This is a genomic window from Chitinophaga sp. 10T418, assembly GCF_056394125.1.
This window is the reverse complement of sequence record NZ_JBFTHG010000001.1, coordinates 548,198-563,437: the sequence shown is the minus strand read 5'-3', so window position 1 is coordinate 563,437 and position 15,240 is coordinate 548,198. Positions and strand designations below refer to the sequence as shown.

At 45.7% G+C, this 15,240-nt stretch carries 16 protein-coding genes; all 16 read right to left on the bottom strand.

Annotated elements, in window-relative coordinates:
* Positions 1 to 6: 6 nt before the first annotated feature.
* The gene (locus AC1DCV_RS02355) at positions 7 to 366 is read right to left on the bottom strand and encodes a BlaI/MecI/CopY family transcriptional regulator (protein WP_211971861.1); all 360 of its coding nucleotides are present in this window, start codon (positions 364 to 366) and stop codon (positions 7 to 9) included.
* A gap of 144 nt (positions 367 to 510) precedes the next feature.
* A complete protein-coding gene (locus tag AC1DCV_RS02350; RefSeq protein WP_477021660.1) occupies positions 511 to 1,650 on the bottom strand; it encodes a redoxin domain-containing protein in 1,140 nt (379 codons plus the stop codon).
* A 70-nt stretch (positions 1,651 to 1,720) separates the two neighbouring features.
* Entirely contained in the window at positions 1,721 to 2,806 is a 1,086-nt protein-coding gene (locus AC1DCV_RS02345; RefSeq protein WP_477021659.1) for a redoxin domain-containing protein, read from the bottom strand.
* Positions 2,807 to 3,041: 235 nt separating this feature from the next.
* The gene (hisIE, locus tag AC1DCV_RS02340; protein ID WP_477021658.1) at positions 3,042 to 3,638 is read right to left on the bottom strand and encodes a bifunctional phosphoribosyl-AMP cyclohydrolase/phosphoribosyl-ATP diphosphatase HisIE; all 597 of its coding nucleotides are present in this window, start codon (positions 3,636 to 3,638) and stop codon (positions 3,042 to 3,044) included.
* 21 nt (positions 3,639 to 3,659) lie between these two features.
* On the bottom strand, positions 3,660 to 4,415 hold the full coding sequence (hisF, locus tag AC1DCV_RS02335; protein WP_477021657.1) for an imidazole glycerol phosphate synthase subunit HisF: 756 nt from the start codon (positions 4,413 to 4,415) through the stop codon (positions 3,660 to 3,662).
* A gap of 11 nt (positions 4,416 to 4,426) precedes the next feature.
* Positions 4,427 to 5,572, bottom strand: coding sequence for a 1-(5-phosphoribosyl)-5-[(5-phosphoribosylamino)methylideneamino]imidazole-4-carboxamide isomerase (hisA, locus tag AC1DCV_RS02330; RefSeq protein ID WP_477021656.1), 1,146 nt, complete (start codon positions 5,570 to 5,572; stop codon positions 4,427 to 4,429).
* Between the two features lies 1 nt (position 5,573).
* Positions 5,574 to 6,167, bottom strand: coding sequence for an imidazole glycerol phosphate synthase subunit HisH (gene hisH, locus AC1DCV_RS02325; RefSeq protein ID WP_477021655.1), 594 nt, complete (start codon positions 6,165 to 6,167; stop codon positions 5,574 to 5,576).
* A gap of 4 nt (positions 6,168 to 6,171) precedes the next feature.
* Positions 6,172 to 6,945 carry a tryptophan synthase subunit alpha gene (trpA, locus tag AC1DCV_RS02320; RefSeq protein WP_477021654.1) on the bottom strand — a complete coding sequence of 258 codons (774 nt, stop codon included), beginning with the start codon at positions 6,943 to 6,945 and terminating at the stop codon, positions 6,172 to 6,174.
* An 8-nt stretch (positions 6,946 to 6,953) separates the two neighbouring features.
* Positions 6,954 to 8,162, bottom strand: a complete 1,209-nt coding sequence (gene trpB, locus AC1DCV_RS02315; RefSeq protein ID WP_477021653.1) for a tryptophan synthase subunit beta — start codon at positions 8,160 to 8,162, stop codon at positions 6,954 to 6,956.
* A 6-nt stretch (positions 8,163 to 8,168) separates the two neighbouring features.
* On the bottom strand, positions 8,169 to 8,804 hold the full coding sequence (locus AC1DCV_RS02310) for a phosphoribosylanthranilate isomerase (protein WP_477021652.1): 636 nt from the start codon (positions 8,802 to 8,804) through the stop codon (positions 8,169 to 8,171).
* 7 nt (positions 8,805 to 8,811) lie between these two features.
* The gene (gene trpC / locus AC1DCV_RS02305) at positions 8,812 to 9,612 is read right to left on the bottom strand and encodes an indole-3-glycerol phosphate synthase TrpC (RefSeq protein WP_477021651.1); all 801 of its coding nucleotides are present in this window, start codon (positions 9,610 to 9,612) and stop codon (positions 8,812 to 8,814) included.
* 11 nt (positions 9,613 to 9,623) lie between these two features.
* Positions 9,624 to 10,619, bottom strand: a complete 996-nt coding sequence (gene trpD, locus AC1DCV_RS02300) for an anthranilate phosphoribosyltransferase (RefSeq protein WP_441572427.1) — start codon at positions 10,617 to 10,619, stop codon at positions 9,624 to 9,626.
* 78 nt (positions 10,620 to 10,697) lie between these two features.
* Complete coding sequence (locus tag AC1DCV_RS02295; protein ID WP_477021650.1) at positions 10,698 to 11,267, bottom strand: anthranilate synthase component II; 570 nt, start codon at positions 11,265 to 11,267, stop codon at positions 10,698 to 10,700.
* A 1-nt stretch (position 11,268) separates the two neighbouring features.
* Positions 11,269 to 12,681 (bottom strand): anthranilate synthase component I family protein, encoded by a 1,413-nt coding sequence (locus AC1DCV_RS02290; protein WP_477021649.1) that lies wholly within the window; start codon positions 12,679 to 12,681, stop codon positions 11,269 to 11,271.
* A 336-nt stretch (positions 12,682 to 13,017) separates the two neighbouring features.
* The gene (gene hisB / locus AC1DCV_RS02285) at positions 13,018 to 14,154 is read right to left on the bottom strand and encodes a bifunctional histidinol-phosphatase/imidazoleglycerol-phosphate dehydratase HisB (RefSeq protein WP_477021648.1); all 1,137 of its coding nucleotides are present in this window, start codon (positions 14,152 to 14,154) and stop codon (positions 13,018 to 13,020) included.
* Complete coding sequence (gene hisC, locus AC1DCV_RS02280; RefSeq protein WP_477021647.1) at positions 14,151 to 15,224, bottom strand: histidinol-phosphate transaminase; 1,074 nt, start codon at positions 15,222 to 15,224, stop codon at positions 14,151 to 14,153. Before hisC ends, hisB begins: the two co-directional genes overlap by 4 nt.
* Between the last annotated feature and the right edge of the window lie 16 nt (positions 15,225 to 15,240).

Genomic DNA, 15,240 nt, shown 5'->3' with positions numbered 1-15,240 from the left:
AGTTTATTATTTGCCTTTTTCTATCATGTTGATAATTTCTTTTAACTCATCCGGACTGATCTTCTTTTCTTTAGCGAAGAAGGATACCAGTTCTTTATATGAGTTTTCGAAATAATCTTTTACAAATCCGTTCATGAACTTTTGCTTATAGGCAGCTTCTTCAATGGAAGGCGTATACTCATATACGTTACCCATTTTCCGGCTTTCCAGGAAACCTTTTTTCTCCAGATTTTTAATGGTGGAAGCCAGGGTAGTATATGGTGGTACCGGCGCCGGATGTGCCTCCAGGAAGTCTTTCACAAAACCTTTCCCTACTTTCCAGATAGCCAGCATGGCTGTTTCTTCTTGCTGGGTCAGTTTTTCCATGATATCATTTTATAGTTAATTACGATTCTTTCGTAAATCTACGAACTTGTCGTAGATCGAACAAATTTATTTTGAAGAAGATAAAAAAGGGGATGTATCGTTATTGATACATCCCCTTCCATTACGTTCTGCGAACGTCATTAATTATTTCAGTATTTCTCCCAGTTTGGCAACGAGTTCATCACCGCGCAGGTTCTTAGCTACTATTTTACCTTTAGGATCAATCAGCACGTTCTGTGGGATGGCGCGTACACCGTAGAGGTCAGCTGCTGCATTTTTCCAGCCTTTCAGATCAGAAACATGTGTCCAGGTGAGCTTATCCGCTTCAACTGCTGCCAGCCATTTATCTTTCTTATCGTCCAGGGAAACACCGAGGATTTCGAAGCCTTTGGATTTGAATTGATCGTAAGCTTTTACCACGTTAGGGTTTTCAGCGCGGCAGGGACCGCACCAGCTGGCCCAGAAATCAACCAGTACATATTTACCACGGAAAGAAGAGAGACTGATATCTTTGCCTGCTGCATCTGCCTGCGCAAATTCGATCGCTGGTTGGCCTACTGCTGTTTTACGGGCAGATTCCAGGCGCTTGGAGAATTCTTTACCGGAAGGAGAATTCTTTGCTTCTTTACTTAATTTCTTGAACAGCGGAGAAATTTCTGCGGGGTTCAGATCATATCCTGCTACCTGGTTCAGTAAGAACATGGAGATAGGGGAATTGGTATTTTTAGACAGAAAGTCATTTTCTATTTTCTTCTCTTCTGCGTCCAGTGCATCATACTGTGCTTCCAGCTTTTTGATACCCTCTTCGTCTTTGTTCTTAGCCAGCTCACGGTATTGTTTCTGCAGTGCAGCACCTTTCTCGTTTACATCTTTCAGCAGTTCATTGAGCTTTTTGTAATCATCGTTGGCTTTAGAACCTGTTACAGTGGCTTTGCTGATAGAATCTGTAGTATTGATGGTGATCGCACCTTTATCCAGGAATACTGCCAGCATATCGCGGCCCATAGATACCGGTTTTTCAGTTCCTTTCTGTACCAGCATCAGGCTGGCCAGACCTGGTTCTTCCAGGGAACCGTTAAAAGCGAATTTACCGTCTTTGATTTGTGCGCTATCTACGAAATTCTCGCCACCCTTACGCATTCTCAGGTAAACAGTAGCCGGGTTCTGTTGCTGAGAAACAGTTCCCTGTATAGTATAAGGCTTGCCTGCAGACGAACCTTTCTTATCCTGGGCAAATATTACTGCCGGCACTAAAAGGGCAATACCTACAATCGTTTTTTTCATTGGTTTTTGTTTTACGAACAACAAATTTGTAAAATCGGCTGATCAATGTCAACCTGATTTTGATAAGCGGCTATTTCAGCAGTTCCTGCAGTTTCGCTTCCAGCTCTTCTCCACGCAGGTTACGGGCAATGATCTTGCCATCCGGACTTACCAGGAAATTGGAAGGAATAGACTGAATACCGTATTGTACGGCCACTTCGTTGCCCCATCCACGGAGGTCAGATACCTGCGTCCAATGGAGTCCGTCCTGGTTGATGGCACGTAACCAGCGATCGCGGTTATCGTCCAGGGAAACGCCCAGGATGGTAAAGTTCTTATCCTTGTATTTGTTATACGCTTTTACTACGTTCGGATTTTCCTGGCGGCAGGGTCCACACCAGCTGGCCCAAAAGTCTACCAACACATACTTACCCCTGAAAGAGGAAAGCTTCACCGGCTGGCCTTTCGTGTCTGACTGGGAAAAGTCGTCTGCGGCAACATTTACGCCGTTAGCCTTCAGACTTTTTATATAGGCGGTTACGCTTTCTCCGTATTGTCCGTTTTGTATAGACTTATCAAGGGAACTGAACAGTTCCTGGAATTCTTCCGGCTCCAGCCTTGAGCGTAATTCATTCATCAACAACCAGATACTGGCAATGCTGGCCGGATGTGCTTTGATAAAGTCCTTACCTGTTTTTACCACATCCTTGCTGAATTCATCCGCCTTTTTGCGGAAAGCATTTTTGCCCGGCTCATCTTCAGGATTAATTTCTTTAGCGGTGGTATTGAGTTCCTCTGCTCTTTTAATCAATGGTTCAAACGCTTTCTGGTACTGCTGCATCGCCTGCGTATTGGCATTGCCTTTCAAGGCAGCTGCAATCGGATAGGTAGCCAGAGAAGTGGTAAAATGAACCGGTTCACTACCCCCTGTTACAAACAGCATCGGGTAGTTCACTTCTCTCATAATCAAAGCATACACGGATGGCTCTTTGCCACCTTTCACGCGGAAGCTGAACTCTTCATTTTTTATCACTACTGAATCATCCGGATTATTATCCTGGTCATCAAAAAGATATATGGTTTTGCCATTGCCTCCCTTCACAATGCCCGACACCTGTTGGGCATACACTCCTGCGGAAAACAGCACTACAGCGGCTAACAGGAAAATCTGTTTCATTACKAATTATTTTAATTAGTTAGAGGGGTGTAATATACGAAGAGATTTTATACTGAGAGAGTGGCGGGCTTCGCCCGTTGTTAAATTTTTTTGACCAGGCTTATGATGATTGTCGTGATTTTATCTATGCTATTTTACAGGCTTATGAATTACTATTCATGCTGTAACAAATAGAAATAAAATCCCGACAATCATCCATATCATGGATAAAAATTTTAACAGTTGGCGGAGCCAACTACTTATTATGCCGTTGTTTTAACACCGATATAACATCTGACAACTGGAACCCTTTCGCCTGAAGAAGAATCAGGTAATGGAAGAGGAGATCTGCAGATTCATTTAAAAATAATTCATCATTATTATCTTTGGCTTCGATGACTACTTCTACCGCTTCCTCTCCTACTTTTTGTGCAATCTTATTAATGCCGCGTGCAAAAAGGCTGGCAGTATAGGATTTATCGGTAGGATTGTTTTTTCTGTCGGCGATAATTCCTTCCAGTGTAGCCAGGAAATCGTTGCTTATATTTTGCTCATCCCAGCAGGTATCAGCGCCGGTATGACATACCGGACCTACAGGGCTGGCTTTAACGAGAATAGTATCCTGGTCGCAGTCTACCTTCAGGTCTTTTACGATCAGGAAATTACCGCTTTCCTCTCCTTTTGTCCACAGACGGTTCTTGGAGCGGCTGAAAAAAGTCACCTTACTTTCCGCCATGGTTTTTTCCAGTGCTTCGCGGTTCATATAGCCCAGCATCAGTACTTTGCAAGTCACGGCATCCTGTATAATAGCCGGAACCAGGCCATCGGACGACTTTTGAAAATCTATCTGCATGTTAACTTATTTCAGGTATCACTAAAATCTTACGTTCACCCCTTTGTTGTAAAGAAAGGTTTTGAGCGCAGGTATTTCTATTTCTTTATAGTGGAAGATGCTGGCAGCGAGTGCAGCATCCGCCTGTGCGTTTTCAAATACGTCTACAAAATGTTCCATGTTACCTGCGCCACCGGAGGCGATAACAGGCACGTTGAGATTTTGAGACAGTTGCGCGGTAATATCGAGTGCAAACCCTTTTTTGGTGCCATCGTTGTTCATAGAAGTGAGGAGGATTTCACCAGCGCCGCGGTTTACCGCTTCTTTGGCCCAGTCAAAAGCTTTCACATCTGTTTTCACGCGGCCACCATTCAGGTACACGTACCAGTCGCCGTCTTCGAAACGGGTATCAATGGCCAGCACAATGCACTGACTACCATATTCACGGGCCAGCCTGTCTACCAGTGCCGGGTCTTTGAATGCGGAGGTATTTACGGATATTTTATCCGCGCCTGATTGCAGTAGTACATTTACATCTTCCACAGAGGAAATTCCACCACCTACAGTGAAAGGAATATTCACATGGCGTGCAATGCGGGTAACCAGTTCGGCCAGTGTTTTTCTTCGTTCATTCGTAGCCGTAATATCCAGGAATACCAGTTCATCAGCGCCCTGTGTGGCATATAAAGCACCCAGTTCAATCGGATCGCCGGCATCGCGGATATTTTCGAAGTTGATACCTTTAACGGTACGTCCGTCTTTGATATCCAGGCATGGTATGATGCGTTTGGTCAACATGTGCTAATAATTTACAGGAATGTTTTTAATGCTTCCATAGAGATGTTACCCTCGTAGATAGCTTTACCGATAATAGCGCCGCTACAGCCTATTTCCTGTAAGGCTGCCACGTCTTCAATATTACTTACGCCACCGCTGGCCACAAAGTTAATTGACGGAAAGCGTTCAATAATTTTTTTGTACAGCGCTGTAGACGGGCCCTGTAACAGACCATCTTTAGCAATATCTGTACAAAAGATATTAGTAACCCCCTGTGCAATATTGCTTTCCAGGAAATCAAATACAGAGAGATCGGTTGTTTCCAGCCAACCACCTACCGCGATTTTTTCTCCTTTCACATCGGCGCCTAAAAATATTTTACCGGCACCGTACTGTGCTACCCAGCTGAAAAATAACTCCGGCTGCTTTACCGCCACGCTACCAATGGTGGCTAATGCGGCACCGCATTCGAACACGATGTCAATATCTTTTCCGGTTTTGATACCGCCGCCAAAATCTGTTATCAGGCTGGTTTTACCCACAATATTCTCCAGCACTTTCCAATTAACTACCTGTCCTTTTTTAGCGCCGTCAAGGTCTACCAGGTGCAGACGCTTCACTCCAATGGCTTCAAATTCCTTGGCTACTTCCAGCGGGTGTTCGTTGTAAATTTTCTGCTGGCTATAGTCGCCCTGGGTGAGCCTTACACATTTACCATCTATGATATCGATGGCGGGTATTATTTCGAAACGTTTAGCTGTCATATTATTCAGGTCCAGCGGTAGTTCCATCCTAACGAAGGAGATACCGCTCTTTATAAAATAATCGCCTTTTGTGGTGAAGCCCAGCTTATCATAAAAGCTAACGGCTGTTTCACGGGCATTACACCAAAGCAGTTTTATTCGTTCTTTTTTGCAGATATCAACGAGGTGCGTGAGTATCGCTTTGCCATAGCCTTTTCCCTGTGCAGCCGGCGTGGTAGCCAGTTTACGAAACTGGGCACTGTCACGGCCCAGGAAAAGGGATACTACTGTTACCAATTGTCCATGATCAAAAACACCGAAGTGTAATCCATCTGCATCATGGTCTACTTTTACAGCAGATAATGGTTCATTAGGATACATCACATCCCTGCGAAGCTGCAAGGTATCATCTGCACTGATCTGGCGGATATTCATCTTAAAGGTTCAAAAAGTTCTCTATAATACGCGCGCCTGCTTCAGCAGATTTCTCCGGGTGAAACTGTACCGCGTAGAAATTATCTTTCTGCAGGGCAGCACTGTAGTTAATTACATAATTGGTGATGGCTACGGTATCTGCACCGAGTGCAGCATAATAGCTGTGCACGAAGTACATGTAGGCATTTTCGGGTACATGTTCAAACACCGCGCTATGCAGGCCGGTAATATTATTCCAGCCTATCTGCGGTATTTTAAGCAGGTTTTCCACTGGCGACTGAAAGCGCTTCACGGGCGTATCAAAAACACCGATGCAGTCCGTATCGTTTTCTTCCGAGTGTTTGCACAACAGCTGCATACCGAGGCAAATGCCCAGTACAGGCTGTTGAAGGCCGGCAATGACCTTGTCCAGTTTTCTTTCTTTCAGGTACTGCATGGCCGTGCTGGCTTCTCCCACACCGGGAAAAATCACTTTGTCGGCTGCCATGATCTCTTCGTGATCATCTGTAACAGTACCGTTAACGCCTAAACGCTCGAGTGCAAACTGCACTGAGCGAATATTACCGGCGTTGTATTTTATGATAACCGTTTTCATGTTATTACTGAATTATTCCCGAAATAAACGTTTTCACCGTTTCGTCAATATTCTGGCTGTGTTCAATGGCTTTAATAAAGGCGGTGCCGATAATAGCACCATTGGCATGCGCCGAAGCCGTATCAAAAGTAGCTTTATCTTTTATACCAAAACCAATTAATACGGGGTTGGTGAGTTGCAATTTCTTCAGTCGCTCAAAATACGCCTGCTGATCATTCATATCCTTATCTTTCCCCGTAGTGGAAGAAGAAGATACGGCATAGAGAAACCCTTTGCTCAGGCTGTCTATTTTCCGGATCCGGGCTTCGCTTGTTTCAGGTGTTACCAGGAAAATGAGGTGCAGGTTATATTTCTCAAATACTGGTCTGTATTCATTTTCAAACTCCGCCATGGGCAGGTCCGGTACAATGATACCGTCTATACCTACTTCCGCACATTTGGCACAAAAGGCTTCTACGCCGTAAGTTAATACCGGGTTAAAGTAACCCATGAGGATAACGGGTACGTGTATACTCTTCCTGAAACCAGCCAGCTGATCGAAGAGGGTGTGCAGGCTCATTCCATTCTGCAGGGCTTTGGTGCTGCTGTCCTGGATCACCGGGCCATCGGCCAGGGGATCGGAGAAAGGCATCCCCAGTTCAATGAGATCCGCCCCATGCTGTTGCAGGGATGTCATTACCGGCAGGGTATCATTTAACTGCGGAAAACCAGCCGTGCAATATATATTTAAAACGCCGTGTTGCTTTTTGGCAAACAGTTGATCAATACGATTTTGCATAATCCATTTTATTTATTCATGTGACGGATATAGGTATCCAGGTCTTTATCACCGCGGCCGGAAAGGCATACTACCACCACATCATCTTCCTTCAGGGTCAGGTCTTTCAGCTTCGCGAGGGCATGTGCTGATTCCATAGCCGGAATAATTCCTTCCAGCAGGCTCAGTTCATAGGCAGCAGCGAGGGCTTCGTCATCGGTAGCAGACAGGAACTCTGCGCGGCCTGATTCATACAGGTGGGCGTGCATAGGTCCGATGCCCGGATAATCCAGTCCTGCGGAGATAGAGTGTGGTTCTACGATCTGACCATCCTTTGTTTGCATGAGCAGGGTTTTGCTGGCATGGATAATACCAATAGTACCCAGTTGTGTAGTGGCGGCAGAAAAACCGCTGTGTACACCTTTACCACCTGCTTCTACCGCTACCAGTTTTACATTTTCCCGGTCCAGGTAATGGAAATAAGCGCCGGCTGCATTGCTGCCGCCACCTATACAGGCCACTACATAGTTAGGATCTTCGCTACCGGTTTTAGCCAGCAGTTGCTTTTTTATTTCTTCGCTGATCACCGACTGGAAACGTGCTACCATATCAGGGTATGGGTGCGGACCGGCAGCGGTACCGAGAATATAATGTGTATCTACCGGATTGTTGATCCAGTCGCGTATAGCTTCGTTGGTAGCGTCTTTCAGGGTTTGGCTGCCACTGGTAGCAGGTACCACGGTAGCACCGAGCATTTTCATGCGGGCTACGTTGGGGGCCTGTCTTTCAATGTCGATGCTGCCCATATACACCACGCATTCCATGCCCATGAGTGCACATACTGTAGCCGTAGCTACGCCGTGTTGTCCGGCGCCGGTTTCAGCGATGATACGGTGTTTACCCAAACGCTTTGCCAGCAGGATCTGGCCGATGGTATTGTTTACTTTATGTGCGCCTGTATGATTCAGGTCTTCCCTTTTGAGATAAATTTTTGCTTTATATTTTTCAGACAAACGTTTAGCGAAATATAAAGGGGAAGGTCTGCCTACGTAATCTGTCAGCAGGGCTTCAAACTCCTGTTGAAAGGAGGGATCGCTGAGTATGCCGAGATATTGGGTTTGTAATTCCTCAACATTGGGATATAACATTTCAGGAATGTATGCCCCACCAAATCTGCCATAATAGCCATTCTTATCCACCTGATACCTGGAGTTGCCGGTATTAATCGCAATATCCATGACCGCTTATTTTATTATTGATGAATGAATTTGTTTTACAAAATGTTCTACCAACGCGATGTTTTTAACACCGGGGCTGTCTTCAAACTTGCTGTTCACATCTACTGCAAACAGGGCCGGCAATTGTATTTCGCTGATGTCTGCTGCCTGATCCGGGCTAATGCCACCGCTTAAAAAGAAGGGATGGTCAAAAGGGTAAGTAGTCAGCAGTTCCCAGTTAAAGCGTTCGCCGGTGCCGCCATATCCTTTTACGGAGGCGGTATCAAAAAGGAAATAATCTGTTACAGGAATAAACGGCGCCAGCTCCGTTTTCCAGTTAACGTTATCTCCTATACGAAAAGCTTTGATCACCGGAATGGTTTGCCGGATGGCGGCACAAAACTCCGGTGTTTCATCGCCGTGCAACTGTACCAGGTCCAGGTCGTAATCGGCGATGGTGCGTTGTATCTGTTCCTGTGAAGCATTTACGAATACACCTACCTTTTGAATACCGGTTGTTTCCCTTACTGATCTTGCGTCTATTTTGTTGCCGGCAAAACGGGGTGATTTCTCATAAAAAATAAATCCTGCATAATCCACGCTGTTAGCTACCAGCGCCTGCAAATCATTTATTCTTGTAATGCCGCAAACTTTTATACGCATAGGATGATTATTTGTGTTCCAGGTCATGGAGTGTTTGTACAAAATTTTCGAATGCACGGGCAGGATCTTCCTGCTTCATGAAATGTTCTCCAATCAGGAAGCCCTGGAATCCGGCAGCTTTCAGGGTGACGATCGCAGCGGGATCGTTGATACCGCTTTCTGCTACTTTCACTTTACCGGCCGGGATTTTTGGCGCCAGTTCACAGGAGCGGTTAAAGTCTACCTCAAAAGTGATCAGGTCACGGTTATTCACACCTACCAGGTGTGTATGTGCTGTTACTTTTTCCAGTTGTGCTTCGCTGTGTACTTCCAGCAATACTTCCAGTCCCAGGTTGTGCGCAAATGCTGCCAGGTACGCTACCTGTGCAGCATCCAGGCATTCTGCGATCAGCAGGATCACATCGGCACCAATAGCTTTTGCTTCCAGGATCTGGTATTCATCTATCACAAAATCTTTACGCAGAATAGGGATCTGGTTGAAGCTACGGGCTTGTTGCAGGTCATCGGAGGAGCCACCGAAATATTTCTCATCTGTAAGTACAGATAAGCCGGAGGCGCCATAGCGGGTATAAGCCGTTGTTACCTGTTGTACCGTTACGTTTCCGTTAATCACTCCTTTCGAAGGAGAGCGACGTTTGAATTCCGCGATAATACCTGTCTTTTCCGGCTGTTGCAGAAACTGACAGAGTGATAATGCTTCGCGGGCAAACCCGGGAGACTGTTGCAGGTCCGACGCGCTGCGCTGTAATTTGCGGGCAGCTACTTCAATGTGTTTATGAGCAACTATTTCTGCTAAAATATTCTTCATGATAAACGTTCCTACGACTGCAATGCAATCAGTTTTTTAAATGCCGTATGCGCATTGCCCGACTCCAGGGATTCTACCGCGGCGGCGAAACAATCTTCATACGAATTATATTTTCCGAGGCTGTACAGTCCCATTGCAGCGTTAGCAAATACAACGGAATTCTGTGCCCAGGTACCTTCTCCTTTCAGGATCTTCATAAAGATCTTTGCGGCTTCTTCTGTGGTATTACCTCCGTAGATATCTTCCTGGTGTACTTTACGTTTACCCAGCTGTTCCGGGGTCCAGTCCTGTTCACCTTTGTTGGTGATCACTTTGGTATCTGCGGTGAGTGATATTTCATCGTAGCCATCCAGGCTGTGAACAATCACAAACTGTTTGTCTGTTTGCTGGAACAGGTAGTTGTATACCCTTGCCATTTCCAGGCTATATACGCCAATCAGCTGATGTTTTGCCAGGGCCGGGTTTACCAATGGACCCAGCATATTAAAGAACGTACGGATACCCAGCTGACGGCGGATACCGGCAACATGCTTCAGCGCAGGGTGAAACAGCGGTGCATGGAGGAAACAAATACCTGAATCTTCCAGTTCTGTTCTCAGTTTGGCATCATCACTTTTGAATTTGTAGCCTACCAGCTCCATTACATTGGAAGCACCACTGACAGAAGATACGCCATAGTTACCGTGTTTGGCTACTTTTGCGCCAGCTCCTGCCACCACAAAGCACGACAAGGTAGAAATATTAAAGGTATTTTTTGCATCCCCGCCGGTACCTACGATGTCGAGTACATCATAACCGTTCAGATTTACGGGAACACAGAGTTCCAGCAATGCATCACGGAAGCCCAGCAGCTCATCGATGGTGATGCTGCGCATGAGGTATACCGTCATGAAAGCAGCCAGTTCGCTTTCATTATACATGCCTTTGGAGATGCTGATAAGGATATCTTTAGCAGCTTCGCGGCTAAAGGTTTTATGTTCGAAGAGGTAATTAAGAATCTTTTTCATGTTAGCTGTTAGCTTTTAGCAGTTAGCTGTTAGTTAGATGGATGTTTTACTGAAATTGGTTAGGATGAATGGCTGTCATTACAGGCTTAACCAGTTTCTCACAATCTTTTCTCCCTCCGGGGTAAGTACACTTTCCGGATGGAATTGTACACCGCTTACATCATATTTGTTATGCTGCAAAGCCATGATAAAACCATCTTCATCTTTGGCGGTGATGGTCAATTCAGCGGGCAGGGTGGATTCATCAATTACCCAGGAGTGATAGCGACCGGCCAGTATTTGCCTGGGCAAACCCTTAAACAGGCGGCCATCTTCCTTAATGATATTTATGTTGGTAGCTACACCGTGATATACTTCTTTCAGGTTAGTGAGCGAAGCGCCAAAAGCCTGTCCGATGGCCTGTTGTCCCAAACAAACGCCGAAGATGGATTTGGTGGGTGCGTATTCTTTGATGAGTGGCAGTAATAATCCTGCTTCTTCCGGAATACCAGGGCCGGGCGATAAAATTATTTTATCGTAGTCGTTTACTTTTTCCAGTGGAATTTCATCATTACGTACCACAGTTACTTTACCGTTGATGATTTTTTCCACGAGGTGAACGAGGTTGTATGTAAAAGAGTCGTAGTTATCAAAGACGAGGATGTTCATACTAAATTTTTTGTGCCAGCAGAATGGCTTGTTTTAACGCATTGAGTTTGTTGTTTACTTCCTCCAGTTCAGAAGAAGCCACCGATTTAGCTACCACGCCGGCGCCGGCCTGATAGTACAGTGTATTCATCTTGCTGAGTATGGAGCGGATCATAATGGCGTGGTTAAAGTTGCCGTTGAAACCAACAGCGCCTATACAACCACCGTAGAAACCACGTGCAGTGGGTTCGTACTGATCAATGATTTCCATGGCGCGGTATTTCGGTGCTCCTGACAGCGTACCTGCCGGGAAAGAAGATGCCAGGAGGGTAAACGGATTCAGCTTCGGATCTACCTTTCCGGTTACTTCGCTTACCAGGTGAATAACGTGGGAATAGAAATGTACCTGTCTGTAAGAAGCTACTTCTACCTCCGTTGCATTTCTGCTAAGATCATTCCGGGCCAGATCCACCAGCATCACGTGTTCCGCGTTTTCTTTCGGATCCTGCAACAGTTTTTCTGCCAGTAATTTATCCTGTGCATCATCTCCGGTACGGCGGAAAGTACCGGCAATAGGGTGAATGGTCGCTTTACCATCCGTAATCACGATCTGCGCTTCCGGTGAGGAACCCATTAATTTATAATCGCCGTAATCGAAGAAGAAAAGATAAGGAGAGGGGTTGATGGAGCGGAGGGCGCGGTAAACATTGAATTCATCGCCTTTGAAGGATTGCTGGAAAGCTCTGGAAAGTACTACCTGGAAAACATCTCCGCGGAAGCAGTGTTGTTTGCCTTGTTCTACCATCTGCATATATTCCGCGTCCGTCATATTGCTTTCTTCTTCTCCGGTAGTGGCAAACGGATACCCGGGGGAATCTTTGTGGCGGATGAGTGATTCAAGCAGTTCAAACTCGCTGTCAACGCCTTCTACCTGGTTTTCACAAAGATAGAGTTCATCTTTAAAGTGATTGATCGCTATTACATATTGATAGTAGCGGTAACGCATCAACGGGATGGTATTATCCGCCTGCTGTTTCTTTTTATTGAATTCGATGGTTTCAAAGAACTGAACGGCATCGAAGGTGGTGTAGCCGAAGAGGCTCTGTGCCATTGGCACCGGGTGGTTGCCGCTGAAAGAATAGTTGCCGAGAAACTTCTCCATTTCATCCAGTACCTGTTGTTTATTCTTCAGTTCTTTCTTTTCAACTGGCAGGTTAGGATACTTGAATTCGAAGTGTGAGGTAGAGGTAACTTCAATACCTGCAATCGGCTTCACACAAATAAACGAATAACTGTTGTCACTGGCCCTGTAGTCGGTGCTTTCAAGGAGGATAGAACCCGGGAATTTATCGCGCAACCGCAGATATATTCCCACTGGCGTGAAAATGTCTGCCAGCATCTGTTTGGATCTCGTTTTTACTTGGATGGTACGCATGATGTATTGGGTGAAGTGTTTGTTTTATGTTAAAATGGGAAGGGCTGAAAAAGCGGAAGGCCCGCTGTGTAACAGCGGGCCTTCCAAATATATTTCTAAACGAAACATGGCACTGTAACACAGATCAGGAATTGATTCCGTGCCACCACCAATGTTTGTTTGTAATGATATTTTGCATAGCGAGACAAATTTGAAACTTTTTTTCAGAAAATGCAAATATTTTTTTGAGCTGAAGGCAAAAAGCATAAAGCAAAAAGCTATTATCCGGGATTTATAAGCGAATGATCGATTTTCAGGACAATAGCTTTTTGCTTTATGCCTTCTGCTTTCAGCTCCTCAAAGTACCCCTTTGGTGCTGGGCAACTGCATATTATACGGGTTGCGCTTCACCGACATTTTGATGGCCTTGGCGAAGGCTTTGAAAATGGCTTCAATCTTATGGTGCTCATTTTCTCCTTCTGCCTTGATGTTCAGGTTGGCTTTTGCGCCATCTGAGAAGGATTTGAAGAAGTGATAGAACATTTCGGTAGGCATCTCCCCTATTTTCTCCCTTTTAAATTCCGCTTCCCATACCAGCCAGTTACGGCCACCAAAGTCAATGCCTACCTGGGCCAGGCAATCATCCATGGGCAGGCAGAAACCGTATCTCTCGATACCGCGTTTATCTCCCAGGCCTTTGGCAATGGCTTCTCCCAGCGCAATACCCGTATCCTCAATCGTATGATGTTCGTCTATATGCAGATCCCCTTTGGCGGTAATATTCAGGTCCATAGCGCCGTGGCGGGCAATCTGGTCGAGCATATGATCAAAAAAGCCCAGGCCGGTGTGGATATTGGCTTTGCCGGTACCATCCAGGTTCAGTTCAATGCTGATATCTGTTTCGTTTGTTTTCCGTACATGTGTTACCGTTCTTAATCCCAGCTTCAGGAATTCATAGATACGGTTCCAGTCGGTAGATTCCAGTGCTATCACGGGTTGCAGGGCAGCCACATCGTCACTGATTTCGGCGGCGCCCAAACCGGCGTCGTCCTTGATCCAGATGGCTTTGGCTCCAAGGTTCTTGGCCAGCTGTACATCGGTGATACGATCACCGATAACAAAGGAGTTGGCCAGGTCGTAGCTGCCATCCAGGTATTTGGTGAGCATACCGGTGCGTGGTTTCCGGGTAGGGGCATTATCTGCCGGAAAAGAGCGGTCAATGAATACTTCATCAAATTTTACCCCTTCATTTTCAAATGCCTTCATGATCATCTGCTGGGCAGGCCAGAAGGTATCTTCCGGGAAGGAGGCCGTTCCCAGGCCATCCTGGTTAGTGACCATTACCAGTTCATAATCCAGCTCAGCAGCTATCCGGACCATATTCACAAATACTTTGGGATAGAACTCCACTTTTTCCAGGCTATCGATCTGGTAAGTTGGTGGTACTTCTTTGATCAGGGTACCATCACGGTCTATAAAGAGAACTCGTTTCATGCAGATACAGGTGTTTCTTTTTTCAGGTTGAAAGATTTCAATACCTCCAGCAGGTGCAGGTTTTCAGCGGGTGTACCGATGGTGATACGTAAACAGCCCATGCAAAGCTCTACTTTGGAGCGGTCACGCACCACAATACCTTTTTCAATGAGATGATTGTAAATGCCTTTTGGATCCGTGGTTTTCACCAGGATAAAGCTGGCATCGCTGGGGTAGATCTCCAGTACTTCCGGCAGTTGTATCAGTGCAGCAGAGAGCAGATCACGTTCTATCACTATTTCGCGGATCCATTCATTTACCTGGCTAACGTTGTCCAGGGCCTGCAAAGCCAGTTCGCTGGTAGCCTGACTGATATTATAGGGAGGCTTTACTTTATTGAAAGTATTGATGATATCCTCACTGGCGAAAGCCATTCCTATTCGGAGTCCTGCCAGTCCCCATGCTTTGGACATGGTTTGCAGCACTACCAGGTTAGGATATTCTGTGAGCTCCTGGATAAATGTTTTCTGACGGGAGAAGTTAATATATGCTTCATCTATCACTACAATCCCATCAAAATTATTCAGCAGTAATTCAATATCTGAGCGGTTGATAGAGTTACCGGTAGGGTTGTTGGGAGAACAGATGAAAATGAGTTTGGTATTTCCATCGATCGCCTGTTGCAATGCAGGGATATCCAGCTGGAAGTCTTCCGTGAGACTCACTTTTCGGATCACCGCATCGTTGATGTGTGCACTCACTTCATACATGCCATAGGTAGGCGGGCAAAGGACTACATTATCCGTACCCGGGTTGACGAAACAGCGGTAAAGCACATCTATGGCTTCATCGCTGCCATGGCCGATAAAAATGTTTTGTGGCGGTACGCCTTTCACATCGGCCATTTTATATTTGAGCTTCCATTGCAGCGGATCGGGGTAGCGGTTATAATTTACCGGCAGTGGTGATCCGAAGTTATTTTCATTTGCATCCAGGAAGATGGTCGCCTCTCCTTTAAACTCGTCTCTGGCCGTAGAATACGGTACCAGTCTTTTTATGTTTTCCCTTACGAGGGTATCGAGATTGAACATATTAATGAATTGTTAT

Excerpts from the sequence above, each read along its gene's own strand:
- AC1DCV_RS02345 (WP_477021659.1), bottom strand. The coding sequence starts at position 2,806 with ATGAAACAGATTTTCCTGTTAGCCGCTGTAGTGCTGTTTTCCGCAGGA.
- trpA (WP_477021654.1), bottom strand. The coding sequence starts at position 6,945 with ATGCAAAATCGTATTGATCAACTGTTTGCCAAAAAGCAACACGGCGTT.
- hisH (WP_477021655.1), bottom strand. The coding sequence starts at position 6,167 with ATGAAAACGGTTATCATAAAATACAACGCCGGTAATATTCGCTCAGTG.
- AC1DCV_RS02310 (WP_477021652.1), bottom strand. The coding sequence starts at position 8,804 with ATGCGTATAAAAGTTTGCGGCATTACAAGAATAAATGATTTGCAGGCG.
- AC1DCV_RS02350 (WP_477021660.1), bottom strand. The coding sequence starts at position 1,650 with ATGAAAAAAACGATTGTAGGTATTGCCCTTTTAGTGCCGGCAGTAATA.
- trpD (WP_441572427.1), bottom strand. The coding sequence starts at position 10,619 with ATGAAAAAGATTCTTAATTACCTCTTCGAACATAAAACCTTTAGCCGC.
- hisA (WP_477021656.1), bottom strand. The coding sequence starts at position 5,572 with ATGAATATCCGCCAGATCAGTGCAGATGATACCTTGCAGCTTCGCAGG.
- trpC (WP_477021651.1), bottom strand. The coding sequence starts at position 9,612 with ATGAAGAATATTTTAGCAGAAATAGTTGCTCATAAACACATTGAAGTA.
- hisC (WP_477021647.1), bottom strand. The coding sequence starts at position 15,224 with ATGTTCAATCTCGATACCCTCGTAAGGGAAAACATAAAAAGACTGGTA.
- AC1DCV_RS02290 (WP_477021649.1), bottom strand. The coding sequence starts at position 12,681 with ATGCGTACCATCCAAGTAAAAACGAGATCCAAACAGATGCTGGCAGAC.
- hisIE (WP_477021658.1), bottom strand. The coding sequence starts at position 3,638 with ATGCAGATAGATTTTCAAAAGTCGTCCGATGGCCTGGTTCCGGCTATT.
- AC1DCV_RS02355 (WP_211971861.1), bottom strand. The coding sequence starts at position 366 with ATGGAAAAACTGACCCAGCAAGAAGAAACAGCCATGCTGGCTATCTGG.
- trpB (WP_477021653.1), bottom strand. The coding sequence starts at position 8,162 with ATGGATATTGCGATTAATACCGGCAACTCCAGGTATCAGGTGGATAAG.
- hisF (WP_477021657.1), bottom strand. The coding sequence starts at position 4,415 with ATGTTGACCAAACGCATCATACCATGCCTGGATATCAAAGACGGACGT.
- AC1DCV_RS02295 (WP_477021650.1), bottom strand. The coding sequence starts at position 11,267 with ATGAACATCCTCGTCTTTGATAACTACGACTCTTTTACATACAACCTC.
- hisB (WP_477021648.1), bottom strand. The coding sequence starts at position 14,154 with ATGAAACGAGTTCTCTTTATAGACCGTGATGGTACCCTGATCAAAGAA.